The following is a 23,195-nucleotide window of genomic DNA, read 5'->3' on the forward strand; positions in this document are numbered from 1 at the left end:
GCGATGCGGATCCTCCGGGTACGGCTGCAGAACCTCAACTCGCTGGTCGGCGAGTGGGAGATCGATTTCACCCATGCCGCCTTCACCGCCGACGGCATCTTCGCCATCACCGGCCCGACCGGCGCCGGCAAGACGACGGTTCTCGACGCCATCTGCCTCGCCCTTTACGGCAGCACCCCCCGACTCGGCCGGATCACCGCCGGCGGCAATGAGATCATGTCGCGGCAGACCGGCGAGTGTTTCGCCGAGGTCACCTTCGAGACCCAGAGCGGGAGCTATCGCTGTCACTGGAGCCAACGCCGGGCCCGCGGCCGGGTCGACGGCAACCTCCAGGCGCCGCGGCACGAGATCGCCGATGCCGTCTCCGGCGCGATCCTCGAGACGATGCTGCTGGCAGTGGGGCGGCGGGTCGAGGCGGTCACCGGCATGGATTTCGACCGCTTCACCCGCTCGATGCTCCTCGCCCAGGGGGGCTTCGCCGCCTTTCTCCAGGCGGCGGCCGACGAGCGGGCGCCGATCCTCGAACAGATCACCGGCACCGAGATCTACAGCCGGATCTCGGTCCGGGTGCATGAGCGCCGGACCGAGGAGCGCGGCAAGCTCGACGCCCTGCAGGCGGAGCAGGCCGGTCTGCAGCTGCTGAGTGAGGAGGAGGAACGGCAGCTGGGCGCCGCCCTGGAGCATAAGCTTCACCAGGATCGGTCCCTGGAGGGGCAGATCGGGACGCTGACCGCGGCCCTGGCCTGGCTCGACGGGATCGCTCGGCTGGAGCGGGAGCTGGAGCAGATCCGCCGGCAGCGGCAGGAGCTGGCGGGCCGACAGGAGGCCTTTGCCCCCGATCTGGAACGGTTGCGGCGGGCGAGTCAGGCCTTGGAGCTGGCCGGCGACCATGCCGGCCTGGTCTCGATCCGGGGCGAACAGACAACGGACCGGCGCAGCCTCGACGAGTGCGAACTCGTGCTGCCGGCACGGCGGGAGGCGGCCAGGCAGGCGGCGACGCTGCTGCAGGCGGCCGTTGCCCAGCGGGCGGAGCGGGAGGCCGAGCAGCGACAGGCGCTGCCCGTAATCCGCCGGGTGCGGGAGCTGGATCTGCAGATCCGGGAAAAGGAGGCGCCGATCCAGCTCGCCGCCGCGGCCGTCGCCGCCCTGGAGCAGGCCCTGGCGACCCTCCGCGCCAAACACGGCAAAGATTGCGAGGGTCTCGACGGCAAACGCAGGGACTGTGCCGAACTGGGCCGGTTGTTGGAAGAGTCCAGGGGGGATGAGGGGCTGGTCGAACACCTGGCCGGGATTCGGGAGCGGTGCGAGGGGCTGCGCGCCCTCCAGACCCGGGTGGGGGCGAAGCGCGAGGCGATCGCCCGGGCCGAAGTCGAGGTTGAGGCCGCGGTCCGGCTGTGGCAGGAGCTGGCCAGTCAGCTGGCGGGGTTGCAACAGGGACTTGGCGGCAATCAGGCCGCGGCGGCGCAGACCCGGCTGGAGCTAACCGCCCTGCTCCGGGACCGGGAACTCCCCGACTGGCGGAAGGATCAGGCGTCGCTGCAGGCGGACGACAGCCGTCTCGTCGCAATCGGCGATGCAGCCCGGGCCCGGACCACATCCCGTCGGATCCTCCGGGAGCTCGATGGCCGCGAGGCGGCGCTGGCGGCGGCGACTGCCGAGCTGACGGAGCGGCTCCGGACCAGAAGCGGGGAGCAGGCGGCCCTGACCAGGGAGCAGGGGCTGTTGGAAACCCAGCTGTCCCTGCTCACCCGGATCGCAGATCTCGAGGAGGCCCGGCATCAACTGCGGGATGGCGAGGCCTGCCCGCTGTGCGGCGCCGTCGAGCATCCGTTTGCCGCCGGCAACATCCCGGCGCCGGACGACACCCGCCGGCGGCTCGACGCCGTCAGGGGCGGTCTGGCAGGAGTGGCCGCGGCGATCTCCGCCCTCCTGGTCGACCAGGCCAGGGTGGGCATGGACCTGGAGCAGGTCGCTGCCGGCCGTACCGAACATGGGGAAAAAATACAGGGGTGGGAAACGGTGATCGACGAAGCCGGGGCGGCCTTTGCCCTCCAGGCCGGCGACCCCGACCTGGAAGAAAAGGTGGCGCAGCGACGGACGGCGGTCGCAGCCCGGCTCGACCAGGCCGCCGCGATTGTGGCGGCCGCCGAGGCCCTGGAGCAGCAACTGGCAAGGCTGCGCGAAGCGCTGGACCAGGGCCGGGAGGCGGTGGCCCGGGCCGAGCGCGAGACCCAGGCGGCCGCCCACCGCCGGGAATCGGCCCAGCAGGCCCTGGATCGACTCCGGCAGGAAGCCGAGGGGCTCCAGATGCAGCGGGAACAATCGCTCGACCGGCTGCGGCGGGAGGTCGCCGGGTTCGGGGTCGAGCTCGTCTCGAGCGACAGCCTGCCGCCGGTTGAGGCGGAGTTGACCGCCCGGCGCGACCGCTGGCTGTCGCGGCAGACGATACGAGCGGAGCGCGAACGGGAGATCGCCGCTCTGGAGATCCTGACCCGGCACCAGGCCGAGCAGGTGCGGAAGACCGGCGAGGAACTGGCGGGACAGCGGCAACGGCTCGAAGTCCTGCAGCGGGAGCAGGAAACTCTGCGATGTCGGCGGGGGGAGCTGTTCGGCGACAGGGATCCTGACAGCGAGGAGGCCCGCCTGGCCCAGGCCGTCGAGGTCGCGGCCACGGCTGTCGATGTCTCCCGCCGGCGGCTTGACGAGGCGAACCTCGAACTCGGCCGCTTGCATGAGCGGCAGGCGGGACTGGAAACGGCGATCCGGGCCCGGGCCGGGCGACTGGAGGCCGCCGCCGCGGCCTTCAAGGTCCGGCTGACCGGTGCCGGTTTTGCCGATGAGGCGGCCTATCTGGCGGCTTGCCTGGCGGAGGAGGAACGCGGCCGGCTGACGGCCCAGGCCCGGCGGCTGGCGGAGCAGCAGACCGAACTGGCCGCCGCCGAGCGCGACCGGACGACGCACCTGGCGGCTGAGCGGCAGCGACGGCTCACCGACCGTCCCCGCGAGGAGATCGAGCGGCAGCTGAACGGTAGCGTCGCCCAACGGACCGAACTGCAGCAGGCGATCGGCGGGATCCGCCGCAAACTCCGGGACAACGAGGAACTGAAACAGCGGCAGGCGCAGCGGGCCCTGGTCATCGACGCCCAGCGCCGCGAGTGGGAACGCTGGGACCGGCTCCACGGACTGATCGGCTCGGCCGACGGCAGGAGGTACCGCAATTTCGCCCAGGGGTTGACCTTCGAGATCATGGTCGGCCATGCCAACCGCCAGTTGCAGAAGATGACCGACCGCTACCTCCTGGTGCGGGACGAGGGCCAGCCGCTCGATCTCAACGTGATCGACAGCTACCAGGCCGGGGAGATCCGTTCCACTAAGAACCTGTCGGGCGGTGAGAGCTTCATCGTCAGCCTGGCCCTGGCGCTGGGCCTGTCGAAGATGGCGAGCCGCAAGGTCCGGGTCGATTCGCTCTTCCTCGACGAGGGGTTCGGCACGCTCGATGACGACGCCCTCGAGACGGCCCTGCAGACCCTGGCCGGCCTGCGCCAGGACGGCAAGCTGATCGGGGTGATCTCGCATGTGCCGGCCCTGCGGGAGCGGATCGCCACCCGGATCAGGGTGCGGAGCGGCGCCGGCGGCCGGAGCACGATCGTCGGGCCGGGATGCCGGCGGGTGGCGGCATGAACGGGCCGCGGCCCGGCCCGGCCGAGGCGGTCAGGATCTGGCGGTCGCCCGGCCTGCCGGACCTGGAGATGATGCAGGCAACCCAGGTCACCCGGACCTTTCCCCGCCACAGCCACGAGGGGTTCGGGGTCGGGGTGATCGAGCGGGGGGCGCTGGGCTTCTATTATCGCGGCGAGAACGTCGTCGCCGCTGAAGGCCGGATCAACCTTGTCATCCCCGACGAGGTCCATACCGGCCAGTCGGCGACCCCGTCCGGCTGGAGCTACCGGATGTTCTATTTCGGGGCCGAGACCCTGCGGCGGGCGGCAGCGGAGATGGCCGGTCGGGCGGCGGCGGTGCCGTTCTTCACCGCGGGCGTGATCGAGGACCAGGCCCTGGCCGGGCTGATCCGCGCCGCTCACCGTCGGCTGGAAGACCGGACGGCTTCGCTCCTGGAGCGGCAGTCGATTTTCCTCCACCTGCTGATCCGGCTGATCGCCCGTCATGCCGCCGCCCCGCCGCCCCTGCATCCGACCGGGCGCGAGCACCGCGGCGTCGGCCGGGCCATCGACTACATCACCGCCCGGTTCGGCGAGGAGATGACGATCACCGAGCTGGCCGCTGTCGCCGGTCTCAGTCATCAGGCGGACACCCTGGCCAATCTGCTGCATGCCGAGGTCCGCTATCCGCCGGGATCGCTGGTGCTGGAGGCCGGATGCGGCACCGGCAGCCAGACGGTGATTCTGGCCCGCAACAATCCCGGGTCCCGCTTCGTCGCCCTCGATATCTCCCCGGCATCGCTGGCGCAGGCGGAGCAGGCGGTGCAGTCGGCGGGCCTGACCAACGTCCGCTTCGAACAGGGGGATATCTTCTCCCTCGCCCACGCCGACGCGAGCTACGACCACGTCTTCGTCTGCTTCGTCCTCGAGCATCTCGCCGATCCGCTTGCCGCCCTGCGCCGCCTGCAGCGGGTGCTGCGACCGGGAGGGGTATGCGTCATCGAGGGCGACCACGGCTCGTTTTACTGCCACTCCGAGACCGCCACCGCCCGGCGCACCGTCGCCTGCCTGGTCGAGGTCCAGGCCGCCCTCGGCGGCAACGCCCTGATCGGCCGGCAACTCTATCCGCTTCTGGGCCGGGCCGGCTTCGCCACTCCCCGGGTCGTGCCGCGGGTGGTCTATGTCGACGGCAGTCGGCCGGACCTGATCGAGGGCTTCTCCCGCCAGACCTTCATCGCCATGGTCCGCGGGGTCCGGGATCAGGCGATCGCCCGGGGGCTGATCGACCCGGCCGCCTGGGAAAGGGGGATTGGCGATCTCGAGGCCGCCGCCGACCCGGGCGGCACCTTCTGCTACACCTTCTTCCAGGCAACGGCGACAAGATCATGATCTCGCGGAGATAGGGGGATTGCGGGCGGTTCGACCAAGAAAAGGCTTGCCTTGCGGGCGCAATCTGTGGCGTAATGAACAAAAGGGCTGGGTGGCGGAAGGGGGGCAGTCGGGCAACGGAGGTCGATCGATGGCTGAGCGGCGGGTCAAAAAGCAGCAGGATGAAAGGAACGTCGTCGACTGGCGCAAGAAATACCAGCGTCTCGAGGAGAATATCCCGGGGATGGTCTTCTCGATGACCCTCCATCCGGATCGCCGCTGCAGTTTTTCCTATGTCAGCAAGGATGCCCTCGAACTCATCGGTCTTTCTCCGGAGGCCCTGACGGCCGATGCGGCGCTCTTTCTCCGCCTGATCCATCCGGCCGACCGGGAGCGCTACGAACAGTCCCTGCACCACAACTCCGGAACCTTCAGTCCGTGGCGGATGGACCTGCGTCTCGTCATCAACGGCCTGGTCCGGTGGTACGATTTCATGGCCCGGCCGGAACCGGATTGGGATGGGGCCGTCTGCTGGAACGGCCTGCTGTTCGATATTACCGCCCGCAAGGAGGCGGAGAAACTCCAGATCCGCACCACCAGTCTGCTCGACGGCATCTTCACCCAGAACCCATACCCTATCTGGATCTCGGACCGGTTCGGCAACCTGATCCAGATGAACAGGGCCTGCCGGGATACCCTGAAACGGTTCGAAGACGGGGCGGCCGGCGGTTACAACATCCTGCTCGACAGCCGGATCCGGGAGCAGGGCTTTCTGTCAATGCTCCGTTCCGTTTTCGATGGGGGCGGAACCGTTCACTTCCAGCTCGAACACGAGGAGCGGGTGGGGAGGGGGCAGGACGGGGAGGGAGACATTCCTTCGGTCTTCGAGGTGACGGTGGCCCCGGTCAAGGATGAGCGGGGCATGGTGACCAGCGTCATCGTCATGTACAACGATATCACCGAACGGTTGCGAGCCGAGACCGACCTTCGCCTGACCCAGTATTGCATCGACCATGCCAGTGTCAGCATCTTCAGCATCGAGGATCAGGACGGCCGGGTGGTTTCCGCCAATCACCATGCCTGCGAGAGCCTGGGCTACAGCAGGGAGGAACTCACCTCGTTGACGGTCTTCGATATCGATCCGACCTTCACCAGAGAGCGCTGGCTCGAGCACCGGCGCCGGATGAGGGCGAGCAGGGGCGGGATCATCGAGACGGTGCACCGCCGCAAGGACGGCACCCTGTTCCCGGTCGAGGTCTCGATCAATATCCTCGAGTTCGAAGGGAAGACCTATTCCTTCTCCTTCGCCGTCGACATCTCCGATCGGAAAAAAGTCGAGGAACCGCCGCAGGACTTGGCCGGCGAGGCGACCTGACCGCGGCCGCTGCCGGTTGAGGAGCCGTTACGAAAGAACATGGCCATTTTCTTTGTTTCGTTACGGCTCCTTATGCCGTTCCCGAAGATTGAACTGGCCATCTTATTTTCTGACAACGGCTTATCCGCCGTAGACCAGTTCGCCTCCCGAGAAACCAAGGCCACCGGCACAGGCCAGGCACAGCAGATAGACCAGTGCGAGTTTTCTGGGCGGGGCGCCCCGGTGCTTGAGGACCACCGCCACGATCAGCAACACGGTCAGCAGGGTGGCGAGAATCATCTTGATGATGATCAGCAGACCCCAGGTGCCGGCGAACGAATGCAGCCAGTCGAGCAACCCGGCGGCGATGGCCGGAAAGACCGATACCAGTGCCAGCAGGGAGCAGTAATACGCCGTTTCGCCCAATTGCGGCTTTTTCCAGAGCAGGCCGATCAACGAAAACACCACCATCCCGACGACCATGCCCATCGGAAGGTGGGTCATCATCGGGTGCAGGGGATGACTGAAGCCTATCTTCTCCAGGAGTGCAAAGAGACCTTCAACCATTTTTTTCTCCTTTCCGCGGTCGGTGAACGAGTGCAGACGACATTCTCCGTCTGCCGGATGGAGGCGGATCGGACGGTGCCTCTCATGCCAATAGGATAATCATTCCTTATTCATTGGCATTATTTTTTCTTTCCGTCCCTGGAATCAAAGAGACAAATGAATCCGGCTACTTGAGCGATCTGAGCCAGGCGTAGATGTCGGCGGCGTCCTGTCGGGACAGTCTGGCCTCGGGGAAGGCCGGCATGCTCGGCGAATAGGGCTTTCTGAGGATGCCCTCGAATCTGGAGAAGCCCATGTCGAGGCCGGCGATGGCCAGCGCGCGGCCGTCGTTGGCGTTTTGGCCGTGGCAGGCGGAGCAGTTGTGCATCGCATACCACCGTTTGCCGTTTTCGGCATCGCCGGGCGGGGCGCTGCAGGCCGTCAGTGCCACGGCGCCGGCCAGGGCGAGCAGGATAAGCTTCGTATGGGCGTATCTGACTTTGAACATCGTCCATCCTCCTGGAAGAACGATCAAACGATCAAACGCTTAACCGCTTAAACGTTTGAACGCTTAACCGCTTGAACACTCAAAGGGCGCTACCTGGCTTCGACTGTCCGTTTGGCGTCGATGCCGAAGCGCTTCATCCGGTTCCAGATGGTGACCCGCGAGACCCCGAGGATCTCGGCGGCCTTCGACTGGTTGCCGCCGGTCCGCGCCAGGACTTCGAGCAGTTCCTGCTTCTCGATCTCCTTCAGGCTGAAGGCAGTCTTTTTCACAGCGGTCTCGGCTGCCTTCGGGCGGAGGATGGTCTCGGGGAGATGGAAGGGTTGGATCATCTCGTCATGGCAGGTGACGAAGGCGTATTCGAAGGTCCCCTTGAGTTCCCTGACGTTGCCTGGCCAGCTGTGGTTGACGAGGATCTCCATCGTCTCCCGGCTGATCCCGGCGATCGTCTTGCCGCTCTTCAGGCGCAGCTTATTGAAGAACTTCTCGGCCAAGAGCGGGATGTCGGCGACGCGTTCACGCAGCGGCGGCAGGACGATCGGGATGACGTTGATCCGGAAATAGAAGTCCTGGCGGTAGGCCCCCTGTTCCACCAACTGCATCAGGTCCTTGTTGGTGGCCGAGATGATCCGGACGTCGGTGGCGATCGGGGTGCTGGAGCCGACCCGCTCGACGACCTTTTCCTCCAGCACCCGCAGCAGTTTGGTCTGGGTCGGGATCGGCAGGTCGCCGATCTCGTCGAGGAAGATGTCACCCTTGTTGGCCAGTTCGAAACGGCCGACCCGGTCCTTGTAGGCCCCGGTATAGGCGCCGCGGACATGGCCGAACAGTTCGCTCTCGAGCAGCGATTCGGTCAGGCTGGCGCAGTTCACCTTGACAAACGGCCTGGTCCGGCGCAGGCCGATCTCGTGGATGGCCCGGCTCACCAGTTCCTTGCCGGTGCCGCTCTCGCCGTAGATGATGACCGGGGCGTCGGAGGCGGCGGCGTTCTCGATCATGTCGAAGACCCGCTGCATCGGCGCCGAACTGCCGACGATGCCGTGGAACTCGTCCTCGGAGTGGAGCTGGCGCCGGAAGGCCTCCAACTGGTTGTCCTTCTCGGTGATCTCGGAGAGATCGGCCAGGGTCTCGACCGCGCCGATGACGTTGCCGTCGGCGTCCTTGAGCATGGCGGCGTTCTTGAGCGTCTGGATCTCCCGCCCGTCCTTGCGGCGGATCTGGCATTTCCGCTGTTCGGCCTCCTCCGAGTGGTACAGGCTGCACCAGTGTTGGCCTCTCTCGGCCCTGGCCCGGGTGCACGAGTCGCAGTGGAGGATCTCGCAGCTTTTGCCGATGAGCTCTTCCCGGCTGTAGCCGGTGATCTGCTCGAAGGCCCGGTTGACGGAGACGATGGCACCGCGGGTGTTGACGATCATTATACCGTCGCGCAGCGTGTTCACCACGGTCTTCCAGTATCCGTCCAACTCCCGACCGGTCATGCGTATTCCCCCGTTAAGGCTTAACACCTGTAAAGTTTAACTGTTTGAGCAATTTAGCAGTTGCGTTGACACTCTACTCATCTTCCCGACCTTTTTCAATCTCCCGGAAAATTTCCTTCGATCCGGTAATAGACCGCAATATCGGACAGATCACATCACCTGGCGGAATAATTTGTTATCCCGCCCGCGTCCTGGTCCGATTGTTGCTATTGAGACCGGGTGGACATCATGGAGGAGTGTTGGAAAGTGGCTGGAAACGACGACATTATACTGGATTTCAGGAATACCTTCTCGTCCATCTCGCTGTTGAAGATGACGGAGGTCTTCAGTCGGATGCAGCCGACGCAGATCATGGAGATACGGGGATCGGACCCCGATATCAAGGACGATCTGCTGAAGGTGCTGCCTGAGGACACGTACGAGGTGTTGATGGACGGAAAGAGCTATGCCGGACCCGATTTTTTCAGGGTGCGGATCCGCAAGTGCCGGGCCTGAGGGCAACGGCCGAGGGCGGTGACGGATGCGAGAAAGATCCGGGATACCCCGATGTAGAAACCCGAGAGGAAAAGGACAGATCCATGCCGGAAAGCAGCATTGTAATCAAAGGAAAGAAGAAGAGCGGCTTCATTGACGCAGTCAAGGAAATTCTCCCGGAAGGGGGCAACCTCAATCTCTGCCTGACCTGCGGCGCCTGCGTCTCCGGATGCCCGGCGGCCGGTCTGGCGGATATGGACCCGCGGAAATTCCTGCGCATGTGCGCCATGGGCCTCGATGACGAGGTGACGACGACCCCGTGGGTCTGGATGTGCACGATGTGTGAGCGGTGCAGCTATGTCTGCCCGATGAAGATCAACATCCCCCAGCTCGTCTTCAACGCCCGGGCCACCTGGCCCAGGGACAAGCGGCCCAGCGGCATCCGCAATTCCTGCGACATGGCCCTGCGCAACGATTCCAACAGCGCCATGGGGACGGCGCCCGACGATTTCGTCTTCGTCGTCCAGGACGTGCTCGAGGAGTACCGCGAGTCGCAGCCGGAGTTCGCCGACATGGTCGCCCCGATCGACAAGGAGGGGGCCCATTTCTTCCTTAACCAGAACTCCCGCGAGCCGGTGACCGAGCCGGACGAACTGGTGCCGCTGTGGAAGATCCTCCACCTCGCCGGGGTCGACTGGACCTACGGCAGCAAGGGCTGGGCGGCGGAGAACTACTGCCTGTTCCTGGCCGAGAACGAGAGCTGGGAGCACGTCACCCGGGTCTCGGCCAACCAGGCCGACAAGCTCGGGGTGAAGGTCTTTCTCAACACCGAGTGAGGGCACATCACCTTCTCGGTCCGGGCCGGACTGAAAAAATTCAATATCGATCACAAGTTTGAAGTCGCTTCAATCTATCAGTACTACGCCAGGTGGATCCGCGAGGGGCGCCTGAAGGTCAACTCCGACTGGAACAAGGAGCTGGGTGTCAAGTTCACCATCCAGGATCCGTGCCAGATCGTGCGCAAGAGCTTCGGCGATCCCGTCGCCGATGACCTCCGCTTCGTCGTCGAATCGGTGGTCGGCAAGGAGAACGTCATCGAGATGACGCCGAACAAGTCGAACAACTACTGTTGCGGCGGCGGCGGCGGCTTCCTCCAGTCCGGCTACCCCGAGGAGCGGCGGGCCTACGGCAAGCTCAAGTTCGACCAGATCATGGCCACCGGCGCCGACTACTGCATCACCGGCTGCCACAACTGCCATGCCCAGGTCCATGATATCGGCCACCACTTCGGCGGCAAGTTCAACACCGTCCATATCTGGACCCTGATCTGCCTGTCGCTGGGGATCCTCGGTCCCAACGAGCGGACCTACCTGGGAGACGATCTCAAGGACGTCAATGTTTTTCATCCCGAAACAGCCCTGTGATCAGGACCATGATGACCTGCAGGGAGCAACCCGAAGCTGAGATGCTGGTATCCGGAGAGAGGAAACGATGAGTTTTCAGAAAAGATTACAGGCACACGAATTTGTAGTCCTCGCCGAGATGCATACCCCCAAGGGTGTGAATATCTCGAGGCTGATGACCGATGCGCGGCGCATCAAGGGCAGGATCGATGCCGTCGTCATTCCCGATATGGACAACGGCATCATGCGCATGAGCGCCATTGCCGGCGGCGTCCTGATGCAGCAGCAGGGGGTGGAGGCGATCATCCATACCTACTGCCGCGACCGCAACCGCATGGCCCTGCAGGGCGACATCCTCGCCGCCCATGTCCTGGGCATCCAGAACCTGATCGTCGCCCACAGCGAGGAGATGAGCCAGGGCGACCACAGCGACGCCAAGACCGTCGCCGACCTCGACGAGATCGGCCTGCTCGGCGCCATCCGCCAGCTGCAGGCCGGCCGCGACATGGCTGGGTTCGATCTCGACGGCATTCCCGGCTTCACCGTCGGCTGCACCATGGCCCCCTGCGCCGATGCGGCGGAGCTGGAAGAGGAACTGGCCGCTGCCGCCAAAAAGGTCGAGGCCGGGGCGATGTTCGTCATCACCCCGCCGGTCTTCGATCTCGGCCACTTCGCCGCACTGCTGCCGAAGATCAAGAAGCTCGGGGTCCCGATCATTCCCACCGTCTTCCTCCTCAAGTCGCTGGCCATCGCCCAGTACATCGCCAACAGCGAACCCGGGGCCCATATTTCCGATGAGCTCATCCGCCGCATCAGGAAGTCGTCGGACCGCGAACAGGAAGGGATCCAGATCGCCGGCGAGACCGTGGCGGCCTTGAAGACGATGACCGAAGGGGTGATGATCCAGACCCTCGGCTGGGAGCACAAGCTGCCGGCCATTCTCGATATCGCCGGAATCTGACAACCAATCGTCGCCGGTCCTAAAACACCGGGTCCCCGGACAGCGTCCGGGAGCCCGCCGTCGGGCCGGGGAAATGAAGAGAGAGACATATACAATATGAATACCAGCAACAACAGAGTCCTGGTGATCGGCGGCGGTATGGCCGGCATCCGTACGGCCCTCGACCTGGCCGAGGCCGAAAAGAACGTCATCCTCGTTGATCGCGCCTACTCCATCGGCGGCCTGATGACCCAGCTCGATCGAACCTTCCCGACCAACAACTGCGATCTGTGCACCCTGTCGCCCAATCTCTCCGAGAGCAGCCGCCAGGAACACATCGAGCTGGTGACGATGACCACGGTCACCGACGTCAAGGGCAAGAAGGGCGATTTCACGGTCCAGCTCGAGACCGCCCCCCGCTATATCAACCTCGACAAGTGCACCGCCTGCGGCGAGTGCCACAAGAGATATCCCGAGTGGGTGCGGTTCACCCCCGGTCTCGATCATCGCGCCCCGACCTGCATGCGCTATCCCCAGGCCACCCCCCAGGCCTTTTCGATCGACATGGCCAAGTGCACCGACGTCAAGGCCCTGATGGATACCTGCCCGGCCGGGGCGATCAACCCCGATGATTTCGGCAGCAACCGCGAGGTCAAATGCGCCTCGATCGTCTTCGTCCCCGGCGGCGCCCTGTTCGATCCCAGTCATCTCGATTATCTCGGCTATGCCGCTCAGCCCGATGTCGTCACCAGCCTCGAGTACGAGCGGATCCTCTCCGCCTCAGGCCCCACCACGGGGCGGCTGGTGCGACCCTCGAACGGCGCTCAACCGAAGAAGGTCGCCTGGATCCAGTGCGTCGGCTCGCGCGGTCTGCAGAAGGGGGCCGGTCAGTACTGTTCCAGCGCCTGCTGCATGTTCGCCCTCAAGGAGGCCATCGTCACCAAGGAGCGATTCGGCGACGACATCGAGACGACGATCTTCTACATGGACATGCGGACCATGGGCAAGGATTACGAGCGCTATTATCTGCGGGCGCGGGACGAATTCGGGGTCCGCTTCGTCCGCAGCCGGCCGCACAGCGTTCTCCGCCCGGTCGGGACCGATAACCTCGTGGTGACCTACGGCACCGACAGCGGTGCTCACAATGTGACCGAGGAATTCGATATCGTCGTCCTCTCCACCGGTTTCCGGGTGGCCGACGATGTCCGGATCCTGGCCGGCAAGCTGGGCCTTGATCTCAACAGCGGCGGGTTCCCGAAGACCGATGGCTTCAATCCGGTGGTCACCTCGGTGCCGGGCGTCTACGTCGCCGGGGTCATCGAGGCCCCCAAGGACATCCCCGAGACCATGGTCCAGGCCAGCGCCGCCGCGATCATGGCCGCCGGCGATCTGGCTCCTGCCGCAATGGCCGAGACGGTCGAAGAGGGCGAAGCGGACCAGGAGCTGCTGCCGCCCGAGTTCGGAGTGGTCGGCGAGGAGCCGCGGGTCGGGGTCTTCATCTGCGACTGCGGCGAGAATATCGGCGGGGTGATCGATGCCGCCGCCCTGGCCGAATACGCCGGCACCCTGCCCCATGTCGCCGTCGCCCGGCTGCAGGGACACGGCTGCAGCCGCGAGTCGATGCGCCAGATCCAGCAGATCGTTGCCGACGAGAAGATCAACCGGGTGGTGATCGGCGGCTGTTCGCCCCGCACCCATGAGGCCAAATTCCAGGAAGTCATCCGCAAGGCCGGCCTTAACCGCTATCTCCTCGAGATCGCCAACATCCGCGATCAGGTCACCTGGGTCCATGCCCACCGGGCGGCAGGGGCGACGGACAAGGCCAAGGACCTCATCCGGATGGCGGTCGGCAGTGTCGTCCGCTCCCAGCCGCTGGCCGACCACAGCCTGCCGATGAACAAGGACGTGCTGGTCGTCGGCGGCGGGGTCGCCGGCATGACCGCCGCCCTCCAGCTCGCCGACCATGGCCACAAGGTCTACCTCGCCGAACGCTCGGCAACCCTGGGCGGCCAGGCGGCGAAGATCCACCGGACCCTGGAGGGCAACGAGGTGGCGCCGCTGGTGCGCGATCTCGTCGCCCGCACCGAGGCCCATGACAATATCCAGGTCATCACCCGGGCGCTGATCGTCGATCACGGCGGTCTGCCCGGCATGTTCCGGACCGGGATGCAGACCGGGCGGCAGATGTTCTACCGTCAGATCGAGCACGGCGTCACCATCCTCGCCACCGGGGCCCTGCCCAACCGCCCGGCCAAGTATCTGCTCGACGAGTGCAGCCAGGTGTCGACCCAGTTCGACCTGCAGAACCTGATCGAGGAAAAACCCGGCACCGTCCGGGCCTGGGACAACGTGGTGATGATCCAGTGCGTCGGATCGCGGACCCCCGACAATCCCAACTGTTCCCGGATCTGCTGCCAGAATGCGGTCAAGAACGCCCTGCGGATCCTCGAGATCAACCCCGAGGCCCGCATCTTCGTCCTCTATCGCGACATGCGGACTTACGGGTTCCAGGAGGAATACTACCAGAAGGCGCGTCAGGCCGGGGTGATCTTCGTCCGCTACAGTGCCGAGGCGCCGCCCCGGGTCGAAGCGGCGGGGGAGATGGTCGAGGTCACCTTCACCGACCCGGTGCTGGGCCGCGAGATCACCGTCAACGCCGACCGGCTCTGTCTCAGCACCGGCCTGGTGGCCGATGAGGACGGCAACGACGAGTTGGCGATGATCTTCAAGATCCCGCGGACCGCCGACGGCTATTTTCTCGAAGACCATGTCAAGCTGCGGCCGGTCGATCTGCCGGTGCCCGGCTTCTTCGTCGCCGGCTGCGCCCACGGGCCGAAGCTGATCAGGGAGAGTATCGCCCAGGCGCTGGCCGCCTCTTCGCGGGCGCTGACGATGCTGGCCCGCGATACCATCGATCTCGGCGCCAGGGCGGCCCGGGTCGACCGCGACCGGTGCGCCGCCTGCCTCATCTGCGTCCGGTCCTGTCCCTTCGGCATCCCCTTCATCAATGCCGACGGCTATTCGGAAATCGACCCGGCAAAATGCCACGGCTGCGGCGTCTGCGCCGCCGTCTGTCCGGCCAAGGCCATCCAGTTGATGCAGTTCGAGGATGACCGGATCATGGCCAAACTGGAAGAACTCTTTGAGAGGAATATCGCGTGATGGACAAATTCGAACCGGTCATCGTGGCCTTCTGCTGCCACTACTGTGCCTATACCGCCGCCGACATGGCGGGGAGCCAGCGGCTCTCCTATCCCCCCAACGTCAAGGTCATCCGGGTCCCCTGCTCGGGCAAGGTCGATGCGATGCATGTCATCAAGGCCTTCGAGAAGGGGGTTGACGGGGTGTACGTCGCCGGCTGCCTCGAGGGCGACTGCCACTTCAAGAACGGCAACACCAAGGCCACCCGCATGGTAGCCTATGTTCGCAGATATATGGATGAAATCGGCATCGAGCCGGAGCGCCTGGAAATGGTGACGATGTCCGCCGGCATGGGCTACCGTTTCGCCCAGGTGGCGACGGAGATCACCGAGAAGATCCGTGGGATGGGACCGAGCCCGATCCATGCCGCCATCGAAACGGGAAAAGCGGCCTGAAGGCGATTACCCGGCAATTTTTGCAACAGGAGAGTGAACAACAATGATCACGGCAGAACGAAAACCCTTGGAAGAACTCATTGAATATATCCGCCCCTACCGTCGCATCCTGCTCGTCGGCTGCAACGAATGCGTGACGGTCTGCGCCGCCGGCGGCCGCAAGGAAGTCGGTCTGCTCGCCTCCGGGCTGCAGATGGCCCTGCTCAAGGCCGGCACGAGCATCGAGGTGCGGGAGCATACTCTCGAGCGTCAGTGCGACCCCGAGTATGTCGAGGAACTGGTGCCGATGCTCGACGGCGTCGACGCGGTGATGTCGATGGCCTGCGGCTGCGGAGTCCAGGAAGTGGCCCGCCGCTACAAGGATAAGCCGGTCTTTCCGGCCCTGAACACCAAGTTCATGGGGGCCTCGGAACGACAGGGCGTCTGGGCGGAGAGGTGCATGGGCTGCGGCAACTGTCTGCTTGGCCAGACCGGCGGCATCTGCCCGATCGCCCGCTGTGCCAAACAGTTGATGAACGGTCCCTGCGGCGGTTCGACCGGTGGCCACTGCGAGATCAGCGAGGAGGTCGACTGCGCTTGGGCCCTGATCTGGGAGAGGTTGAAGGATTTAGGGCAGCAGGATCGCTATGTGGAGATTACCCCGGCCAAGGATTGGCGGGCAGGTAAGGGTGCTGGCCCAAGAAAGATAATCAGAGAGGATCTGGCAGAATGAAAACCGAAAGCAAACTGGAGAAGGTGCTGGCCGCAGGGCATCTGGCGGTAACCTCCGAATGTGGCCCGCCGCGTGGGTGCTTGCCCGACAAGGTGAGGGAAAAAGGAAAATATCTCGAAGGCGTTGTCGATGCCGTCAACGTCACCGACAACCAGACGGCGATGGTCCGGATGTCGAGTCTCGCCGCCTCGGTGATCCTCAAGCAGGAAGGGCTCAACCCGCTGCTGCAGGTCGTCAGCCGTGACCGCAACCGCCTGGCGATGCAGGCCGACATCATCGGCGCCTATTCGCTGGGAATCAACACGATGCTCTGTCTGTCGGGCGATCACACCAAGTTCGGTGACCACCCGATGGCCGCCAACGTCCATGACATCGACTCGATCCAGATGATCCAGATGGTCAAGCAGATGCGAGACGAAGGCCTGTTCCAGGGTGGGGCCGAGATCAAGAGCCCGCCGAAGATGTTCATCGGCGCCGCCGCCAACCCCTTTGCCGATCCCTTCGAGCTCCGGGTCCTGCGTCTGGCCAAGAAGGTCGCGGCGGGGGCGGATTTCATCCAGACCCAGTGCATCTTCAACGTCGACAAGTTCGAGAAGTGGATGGAAGGGGTCCGGTCGATGGGGCTGCACAAGAAGTGCTACATCCTCGCCGGCGTCACCCCGATCAAGTCGGTCGGGGCGGCCCGCTACATGAAGAACAAGGTTCCCGGCATGGACGTCCCGCAGGAGATCGTCGACCGGATGGCGGCCCAGCCGAAGGAGAAGCAGCCGGAGGAGGGGATCACCATCTGCATCGAGACCATCGAGCGCCTGAAGAAGATCGAGGGCGTCGCCGGCTTCCATATCATGGCCATCGACTGGGAAGAAAAGGTGAAGGAAATCGTTGAGCGGGCCGGCCTGCTGCCCAGACCTGTAGTATAGATAAACCTGTGACTGATCTCAACAAGAGTTGAGGAGGATGGAAGGCATGAGTAAGAACAACCTCATACTGGTAGTGGATGACGATACGGATCTGGTCGAGATGATGGCCATGAAACTGGAGAGCAAGAAATTCCGGGTCGCCAAGGCCTATGACGGCGTCGAGGCGATGGCCAGGATCAAGGAGGAACGGCCGGCGCTGATCATCCTCGATGTGATGATGCCGCGCAAGGATGGTTACACCCTGTGCAACGAGCTGAAGACGTCCGAGGAGTACAAGGGCATCGTCGTGGTCCTGCTGACCGCGGTGACCGATGCGATCTCCTCGACCAACTACACCCATATGGGCGGCAAGACCACCCTGGCCGACGATTACGTGCCGAAGCCGGTCGATATGGACAAGCTGGTTGAGATCGTCCAGGACAGCCTGTAAGCCCCATTTCCGCATCGAGACTGGCCGGAAGAGGTCATGTGTTCGATGCGGGATCGCGGCCGACGTATCACCTTCTGATCCTCCGGGCCCGCCCGGAGGATCTTTTAATACCTTTTTCAGCCGATGACGAGTGGACGAGCATCTTCCGCCTCCAGATGATCCGCGGATTGATATCGGCGGGATCAAGTTCAGCCCGGAGCTGGTCCAGTACACCTGCCGCCAGGTCTCATCCGCCGACCGGTCGCTGTCGGAATTGCTGCGGCAGATGGCCGAACGCCGGATCAACCTGTCGTTTTACTGCTCCGGCCGGGATGGGGAACTGAGCCGCGGCACGTTCTGCGTTGCCGCTGCCGATGCCGTTCAGGTCGACCGGATCTTCGACGGCCTGTCGCCCGATGAGGCCGGCGCGAACGGCCAACCGTGGACCGGGCGGGTCGAGCGCATCACCCGGATCGGCACCCTGACCATTTTCCCGCATCGACGCAGTCCCACCCTGCTCGGCCGCGTTGTCGCCTCCCTCGCCGAGGCGGGTATCCCCATCCACAGTCTCTGCACCTCGATCTCGGCGTTGTCGGTCAACATCGATTTCCCGCTGCTCGATGAGGCGGTGGCCATACTGGGCGCCGTGGTCGATCTGCCGGAGCACCATTCCCCTTTCCGGCCCGAATTCTCCATCACCCAGATCAAACGTTGAGTGCGGTGTATTTTCTGAGCAGCCAATGGAAACAATTGCTGTATACTGGGAACCCCAGATCCGCATCTACGGGGTGACGACCGTCACCGGCCTGTCCCTGTACACGGTGGTTTTCCCGGCTGACCGGATGGCGCACTGGGGAGCGGTGATCGCCTCCCTGGGACAGATCGGCGTGACCTTCCACCTGGTGAACCTGCAGCCCCTCGCCATCGGCGAGATGCGGTTCTCCCTCGTCTTTGCCACTGACGGCAGGGAGCGGGAAGTCCGCCGTCTGTTCGAGGAAGGGGCCGCGGAGAGCGGACACGGGGCCTGGCGGCAGACCTCGCCGGTGGAGATGGTGTACCTGCACGGGCCGCACTTCCAGGATCGCTACGGCATCGCCGAGGCGGCGATCGCCCCGGTGCTGGCGGCAGCGATCCCGCTGCTCGCCTCCGGTTGTTCCGGCACCAGCATCCACCTGGCGGTGCCGGAGAACTGCGCCGCAAGGGTGGTGGACTGCCTGAAAGGGACCTTCGTGATTGAAAACCGGCCTGCCGTGGGGCGGCATAATGGTTGAGACGACGGAAAAACGCCACGGCGGCCCTGACGCCGCGCGAGGGGCGGTGCGGTCGGCTCGGTCGGCTGGCGCGCAACAACATTCCGGAGGAAGGACGGCAATGATCGACAAAGGCATCGACAGGGAGATCGACTGGCGCCTTCGGGTGTTCGAATCCCTGTCGTACCCCACGGTCATCCTCCTGCCCGACCGGACCATCATCGCCGTCAACAGCCGGTATCTGGAGAAGGTTGGGGTCGAGGAGGAGGAGATCCTTGGCCGATCCTGCCGGGAGGTCAACCTCAAGTACTACCCGGACCAGAAGTTCCCCTGCATCGACAAGGCCGATTGTCCCTTGAAGCGCGCGGTCGAGACCCGCAGCGGCCAGTCGGCGCTGCTCAAATTCCGCGATGTCTACGGCGAGGAATGCTGGGAGGAGCGGGTCTTGTCACCGATTCTCGGTGCCGACGGCGAGGTTGATTATATCATCGAGAGCATCCGCGATGTCACCCGGGTCAAGCATCTCGAGAAGATGTACAGCGGCGTCCGGGAACTGATCGACCGGGTGGTCCAGACCTCGGTTTCCGGCATCATCGCCGCCGACCGGCAAGGCCGGATCATCCTGATGAACAAGGCGGCGGAGGACCTGTTCGGCTATTCCGGTTACGGCATCGACAACGTCAATATCGAGGATTATTATCCGCCCGGAGTGGCGCGGGACATCATGCGGATGCTGCGCAGCGAGGAAATCGGCGAGAAGGGCAAGCTGCCGATCACCCGGGTGACCATCCGCCGCAAGGACGGCACCGAGATTCCGGCTGAGATGACCGCCGTCATCATCTACGAGGATGGCCGGGAAGCAGCGACTGCCGGGATATTCAACGACCTGCGGGAGAAGCTGGAAGTCGAGCGGCAGTTGAAGGACGCCCACGCCCAGCTCATCCAGTCCGAGAAACTGGCCTCGCTCGGTCGACTGGCGGCGGGTGTGGCCCATGAGATCAACAACCCGTTGACCGGGATCCTGATGTACGCCAGTCTGATGCGGGAGAAGCTGGAGAAGGATCATCCCCTCGAACAGAATCTCAGCTATATCGTCGAGGATACCCAGCGGTGCCAGGAGATCGTCAGGAATCTCCTCGCCTACAGCCGCCAGTCCAACCCGAGCAGACAGTATTTCCAACTTGACGAAGTGCTGGGCGAGAGCCTGCGGCTGGTCCGCGACCAGAAGCTGTTCCTCCATGTCAAGGTGGTCGAGGATGCGCCGGCGGCCCCGGTCCTGGTCAATGCCGACAAGAACCAGCTGTGCCAGGTGGTGATCAACCTGATCATCAACGCCGTCGATGCGATGGACGGCAACGGGACGCTGACCCTGCGTACCCTCGAGGACCGGCAGAGCCGCAAGGCGATACTCGAAGTCAGCGATACCGGGGGCGGCATCCCGGAGGAAAACATGTCGAAGATTTTTGATCCCTTCTTTTCCACCAAGGAGGTGGGCAAGGGAACCGGCCTCGGGCTGAGCATGGCCTACGGCATCATGGAAGAGAACCACGGACGGATTTACGTCAAGGAGACCGGCCCGGAGGGAACGACCTTAGCCCTCGAACTGCCCCTGGTGCCGATGTCGGATTTGATCCTGTTCGATTCGATCGGATAGCAGGGAGAAGGTAATGAGTACAGGTGCAGGGGCGAAAGTGAAGGGGCGGATACTGGTGGTCGATGACGAATCGCGGATCCGCGAGGCGTGCCGGATGGTCCTCGAGGAGATGGGTTTCGACGTCGTCCTGGCCGCCGACGGCGAGCAGGGGCTGGCGCTGATCAGGGACCGGCATTTCGACATCATCCTCGTCGACCTGATGATGCCGGTGATGTCGGGATTCGATGTCCTGGCCGCGGTCCGGGAACACCATCCGGACACGGTGGTCATCGTCATCACCGGCTACGCCACGGTCGAGCATTCGATCGAGGCGATGAAGAAGGGGGCCTTCGACTTCATCCCCAAACCGTTCACCCCGGACCAGCTGCGGAGCATAGTCACCAAATCGATCCGCTATACCCGCGCCCTCCAGGATATCGCCGACAGCAAATCGCGCCTCCGAGTGATGGTCAACCGGCTGATGGACGGGGTCATGACCACCGACGGCGAGCGGCGCATCGTTCTGGCCAATCCGGCCTTCCTGCACATGATCGGCTGGTCCGGGGACACTGTCGTCGGCCGTCTGGTGGAGGAGGTCGTGGCCGACGACCAGCTGCGGTCGATGATCGACGAGGCGCTGGCGATGCCGCCGGACACCTTTACCGAAATTGTCCATGAACTGAGCGTGGCCGCCTGGGACAGCCAGCCTGAGCGGATCCTCGATGTCCGCTGCGCCCCGTTCCGCGGCCGGACCGGCGCCAACCTCGGCACCATCACCGTCCTTCACGACATCACCGCCAGCAAGAAGATGGAGCGGATGAAGTCCGATTTCGTGTCGATGGTGTCGCATGAGATCAGGGGGCCGATGAATTCGCTCTTGATGCAGATTCAGGTCATCCTCGACGGCCTGGCGGGCGAGGTGACCGCCAAGCAGCGCGAGATCCTCGAGCGGGCCTCGGGCAAGATCCACAACCTGACCAATATGGTCTCCGAACTGCTCGACCTGGCCCGGATCGAGGCCGGCCTCATCGCCAACGCCAAGGAGTCGCTGGACATCCGCCGGCTGCTGGAGGAACAGGTCGCCTTCCATCGCCCGGCGGCGGCGGCGGCGGGGATCGCCCTCGAGATCGAGCCGCTTCCCGACCTGCCGCTGATCCAGGCCAACCCCCAGGGCATGGACGAGGTCTTCACCAACCTGATCACCAACGCCATCAAGTACTCGCCGCCGGACAGCCGGGTGTCCCTGGCGGCCGGCGTCGACGCCGGCTTTCTGGCGGTGACGGTGCGGGATACCGGCTACGGCATCCCGGAGGAGGATCTCGAGGAGATCTTCGCCAGCTTCTACCGGGTCAAGGACGCCAACACCCGAACGATCCACGGCACCGGCCTGGGGCTGGCGATCGTCAAGAGCATCGTCAACGCCCATCGCGGCAGCATCCGGGTCGAGAGCAAGCTCGGCCAGGGCAGCGCCTTTACCGTTTCCCTGCCGGTCAGCGGGGCTTGAGCGGGGATGCGGTGGCCGCCGGCCGGTCGGGCGTGACAATCTCCTCCCTGTCATTTCGTTTTTCACCCATATCGAGCGAAGCGGGAAATCTCGTTGTTGCCGGTAGGGCGTAGGCCATGATCCCACCCCCGCTGTGATTTCGAAGCGAAGCGAGAAATCCGGTTTTTTTCTGCTGTGAATGACTCCCAGGCCTGTTTGAGATCTCTCCCGTTGGTCGAGATGACAGCGGGAGAAGGTCGCGATGACAGAACATGAAAAACGAAAAAGCGGGGGACGGTCGCGATATAAGAGCATGAAAGGGTGGAAAGGCGGGGGAAGGTCGCGATACCATGCCGAGTCCCGAGAGCCACTAGATCCTACCGCATGAAAGGGTGGAAAGGCGGGGGAAGGTCGCGATGACAGAACATGAAAGGGCGAAAAGGCGGGGAGAGGTCGCGATGACGGCGAGCGGCTCCCCTTCTTCGCCGTGGAGGAATCGATGGACACCACCAACCCGATGCAGCAGGTGGCGGCGGCCCTCGCCGCCGGCCGCCTGATCCTTCTCGACGGGGCCACCGGCACCGAACTGCAGCGCCGCGGGGCGGCCATGCACGACACCGCCTGGTGCGCGGCCGCCACCCTGACCGATCCCGATCTCCTCCTCGCCGTTCATCGTGATTACATCCTTGCCGGCGCCGACGTCATCACCACCAACACCTTTTCGACCAACCGCCCCATGCTCGAGGCCGCCGGCCTCGGTGCGCAGCTGGCGGAGATCAACCGCCGGGCGGTGGCGATCGCCCGAGCCGCCCGCGACCAGGCGGCAGACGCTCGGCCGGTCGTCATCGCCGGGTCGCTGTCGCACCAGGTGCCGGTGATCGCCGGTACTGATTTCCGCGATCCGGCGGCGGTCCCGGACCGGCGCACGGCCGCGGCCGATTTTGCCGAGATCGCCACAATCCTGGCCACAGCCGGGGTCGACCTGCTCCTGCTGGAGATGATGTCGGACCCGGATCTGGCGCTGCCGGCAATCGCGGCGGCGGCCGCCACCGGTCTGCCGGTGTGGGTCGGGCTCAGCGCCCGGCTCGAGGCCGACGGCCGGCTGGTATCCTACCACCGGCGGGAACTGTCCTTTGCCGAGGTCGCGGCCACGATCATCGGCGCCGGCGGCGGCAGCGCCTACGGCATCATGCACTCCCCGGTCGCCGCCATCGCCCCCTGCCTCGAAATCATCCGCCGCCGCTGGTCCGGGCCGCTGCTGGCCTATCCCGACAGCGGCGTCTTCCGCATGCCGCAATGGGTGTTCGAGGATATCATCGCCCCAAATCATCTCGCCCGCCTCGCCAGACAGTGGCGGAATTCCTTCGGAATCGGTATACTGGGCGGCTGTTGCGGCCTGGGCCCCGAACATATCCGGGAACTGGCCCGACTCAAGGACAACGGGGACTGACGGCCAAGGGCAGAT

At 64.5% G+C, this 23,195-nt stretch carries 19 protein-coding genes; 16 read left to right on the top strand and 3 right to left on the bottom strand.

What is annotated here, in order from left to right; genetic code table 11:
- Window positions 1-3 precede the first annotated feature (3 nt).
- The 3 genes from ACWGKN_RS14605 (at window position 4) to ACWGKN_RS14615 (ending at window position 6,402) form a co-directional block, all read left to right on the top strand.
- Window positions 4-3,681, top strand: coding sequence for an AAA family ATPase (locus ACWGKN_RS14605; protein WP_452095524.1), 3,678 nt, complete (start codon window positions 4-6; stop codon window positions 3,679-3,681).
- Entirely contained in the window at window positions 3,678-5,048 is a 1,371-nt protein-coding gene (locus tag ACWGKN_RS14610) for a methyltransferase domain-containing protein (protein ID WP_452095525.1), read from the top strand. The genes ACWGKN_RS14605 and ACWGKN_RS14610 overlap by 4 nt, the downstream gene beginning before the upstream one ends.
- A 130-nt stretch (window positions 5,049-5,178) precedes the next feature.
- A complete protein-coding gene (locus ACWGKN_RS14615; protein WP_035229527.1) occupies window positions 5,179-6,402 on the top strand; it encodes a PAS domain S-box protein in 1,224 nt (407 codons plus the stop codon).
- Window positions 6,403-6,522: 120 nt separating this feature from the next.
- Here the strand turns inward: ACWGKN_RS14615 and ACWGKN_RS14620 are convergent, their stop codons facing one another.
- From ACWGKN_RS14620 to ACWGKN_RS14630, 3 genes are all read right to left on the bottom strand, one after another.
- Window positions 6,523-6,948 (bottom strand): DUF2231 domain-containing protein, encoded by a 426-nt coding sequence (locus ACWGKN_RS14620; protein WP_035229529.1) that lies wholly within the window; start codon window positions 6,946-6,948, stop codon window positions 6,523-6,525.
- 166 nt (window positions 6,949-7,114) lie between these two features.
- A complete protein-coding gene (locus ACWGKN_RS14625; RefSeq protein ID WP_035229532.1) occupies window positions 7,115-7,435 on the bottom strand; it encodes a c-type cytochrome in 321 nt (106 codons plus the stop codon).
- An 89-nt stretch (window positions 7,436-7,524) separates the two neighbouring features.
- Entirely contained in the window at window positions 7,525-8,910 is a 1,386-nt protein-coding gene (locus tag ACWGKN_RS14630) for a sigma-54 interaction domain-containing protein (RefSeq protein ID WP_035229534.1), read from the bottom strand.
- Between the two features lie 246 nt (window positions 8,911-9,156).
- On the opposite strand from ACWGKN_RS14630, the gene ACWGKN_RS14635 reads away from it, so the two are divergent.
- From ACWGKN_RS14635 to ACWGKN_RS14695, 13 genes are all read left to right on the top strand, one after another.
- Window positions 9,157-9,405: a hypothetical protein gene (locus tag ACWGKN_RS14635; protein ID WP_424256230.1), complete on the top strand. Its 249-nt coding sequence runs from the start codon at window positions 9,157-9,159 to the stop codon at window positions 9,403-9,405.
- Between the two features lie 83 nt (window positions 9,406-9,488).
- Window positions 9,489-10,808 carry a (Fe-S)-binding protein gene (locus tag ACWGKN_RS14640; protein WP_424256231.1) on the top strand — a complete coding sequence of 440 codons (1,320 nt, stop codon included), beginning with the start codon at window positions 9,489-9,491 and terminating at the stop codon, window positions 10,806-10,808.
- Between the two features lie 67 nt (window positions 10,809-10,875).
- Window positions 10,876-11,748: a methylenetetrahydrofolate reductase gene (locus tag ACWGKN_RS14645; protein ID WP_035229542.1), complete on the top strand. Its 873-nt coding sequence runs from the start codon at window positions 10,876-10,878 to the stop codon at window positions 11,746-11,748.
- 96 nt (window positions 11,749-11,844) lie between these two features.
- Window positions 11,845-14,889: an FAD-dependent oxidoreductase gene (locus tag ACWGKN_RS14650; protein WP_452095526.1), complete on the top strand. Its 3,045-nt coding sequence runs from the start codon at window positions 11,845-11,847 to the stop codon at window positions 14,887-14,889.
- A complete protein-coding gene (locus ACWGKN_RS14655) occupies window positions 14,889-15,323 on the top strand; it encodes a hydrogenase iron-sulfur subunit (RefSeq protein WP_035229546.1) in 435 nt (144 codons plus the stop codon). The genes ACWGKN_RS14650 and ACWGKN_RS14655 overlap by 1 nt, the downstream gene beginning before the upstream one ends.
- Before the next feature lie 43 nt (window positions 15,324-15,366).
- Complete coding sequence (locus ACWGKN_RS14660) at window positions 15,367-16,035, top strand: methylenetetrahydrofolate reductase C-terminal domain-containing protein (protein WP_035229548.1); 669 nt, start codon at window positions 15,367-15,369, stop codon at window positions 16,033-16,035.
- A complete protein-coding gene (locus tag ACWGKN_RS14665) occupies window positions 16,032-16,955 on the top strand; it encodes a methylenetetrahydrofolate reductase (RefSeq protein WP_035229550.1) in 924 nt (307 codons plus the stop codon). Before ACWGKN_RS14660 ends, ACWGKN_RS14665 begins: the two co-directional genes overlap by 4 nt.
- Window positions 16,956-17,001: 46 nt before the next feature.
- Complete coding sequence (locus tag ACWGKN_RS14670; RefSeq protein WP_035229576.1) at window positions 17,002-17,385, top strand: response regulator; 384 nt, start codon at window positions 17,002-17,004, stop codon at window positions 17,383-17,385.
- A gap of 130 nt (window positions 17,386-17,515) precedes the next feature.
- On the top strand, window positions 17,516-18,079 hold the full coding sequence (locus tag ACWGKN_RS14675) for a hypothetical protein (protein ID WP_035229551.1): 564 nt from the start codon (window positions 17,516-17,518) through the stop codon (window positions 18,077-18,079).
- Between the two features lie 25 nt (window positions 18,080-18,104).
- A complete protein-coding gene (locus ACWGKN_RS14680) occupies window positions 18,105-18,635 on the top strand; it encodes a hypothetical protein (RefSeq protein WP_035229553.1) in 531 nt (176 codons plus the stop codon).
- 100 nt (window positions 18,636-18,735) lie between these two features.
- Window positions 18,736-20,268, top strand: coding sequence for a PAS domain-containing sensor histidine kinase (locus ACWGKN_RS14685; RefSeq protein ID WP_424256232.1), 1,533 nt, complete (start codon window positions 18,736-18,738; stop codon window positions 20,266-20,268).
- A gap of 13 nt (window positions 20,269-20,281) precedes the next feature.
- The gene (locus ACWGKN_RS14690) at window positions 20,282-21,751 is read left to right on the top strand and encodes an ATP-binding response regulator (RefSeq protein ID WP_424256233.1); all 1,470 of its coding nucleotides are present in this window, start codon (window positions 20,282-20,284) and stop codon (window positions 21,749-21,751) included.
- Between the two features lie 478 nt (window positions 21,752-22,229).
- Window positions 22,230-23,180 (top strand): homocysteine S-methyltransferase family protein, encoded by a 951-nt coding sequence (locus ACWGKN_RS14695; protein ID WP_452095527.1) that lies wholly within the window; start codon window positions 22,230-22,232, stop codon window positions 23,178-23,180.
- Window positions 23,181-23,195: the final 15 nt, after the last annotated feature.

It is taken from the genome of Desulfoprunum sp., from assembly GCF_053613775.1.

Coding starts and splice junctions, on each gene's coding strand:
- ACWGKN_RS14605 (WP_452095524.1), top strand. CDS start 4: ATGCGGATCCTCCGGGTACGGCTGCAGAACCTCAACTCGCTGGTCGGC.
- ACWGKN_RS14610 (WP_452095525.1), top strand. CDS start 3,678: ATGAACGGGCCGCGGCCCGGCCCGGCCGAGGCGGTCAGGATCTGGCGG.
- ACWGKN_RS14615 (WP_035229527.1), top strand. CDS start 5,179: ATGGCTGAGCGGCGGGTCAAAAAGCAGCAGGATGAAAGGAACGTCGTC.
- ACWGKN_RS14620 (WP_035229529.1), bottom strand. CDS start 6,948: ATGGTTGAAGGTCTCTTTGCACTCCTGGAGAAGATAGGCTTCAGTCAT.
- ACWGKN_RS14625 (WP_035229532.1), bottom strand. CDS start 7,435: ATGTTCAAAGTCAGATACGCCCATACGAAGCTTATCCTGCTCGCCCTG.
- ACWGKN_RS14630 (WP_035229534.1), bottom strand. CDS start 8,910: ATGACCGGTCGGGAGTTGGACGGATACTGGAAGACCGTGGTGAACACG.
- ACWGKN_RS14645 (WP_035229542.1), top strand. CDS start 10,876: ATGAGTTTTCAGAAAAGATTACAGGCACACGAATTTGTAGTCCTCGCC.
- ACWGKN_RS14650 (WP_452095526.1), top strand. CDS start 11,845: ATGAATACCAGCAACAACAGAGTCCTGGTGATCGGCGGCGGTATGGCC.
- ACWGKN_RS14655 (WP_035229546.1), top strand. CDS start 14,889: ATGGACAAATTCGAACCGGTCATCGTGGCCTTCTGCTGCCACTACTGT.
- ACWGKN_RS14660 (WP_035229548.1), top strand. CDS start 15,367: ATGATCACGGCAGAACGAAAACCCTTGGAAGAACTCATTGAATATATC.
- ACWGKN_RS14665 (WP_035229550.1), top strand. CDS start 16,032: ATGAAAACCGAAAGCAAACTGGAGAAGGTGCTGGCCGCAGGGCATCTG.
- ACWGKN_RS14670 (WP_035229576.1), top strand. CDS start 17,002: ATGAGTAAGAACAACCTCATACTGGTAGTGGATGACGATACGGATCTG.
- ACWGKN_RS14680 (WP_035229553.1), top strand. CDS start 18,105: ATGGAAACAATTGCTGTATACTGGGAACCCCAGATCCGCATCTACGGG.
- ACWGKN_RS14685 (WP_424256232.1), top strand. CDS start 18,736: ATGATCGACAAAGGCATCGACAGGGAGATCGACTGGCGCCTTCGGGTG.
- ACWGKN_RS14690 (WP_424256233.1), top strand. CDS start 20,282: ATGAGTACAGGTGCAGGGGCGAAAGTGAAGGGGCGGATACTGGTGGTC.
- ACWGKN_RS14695 (WP_452095527.1), top strand. CDS start 22,230: ATGGACACCACCAACCCGATGCAGCAGGTGGCGGCGGCCCTCGCCGCC.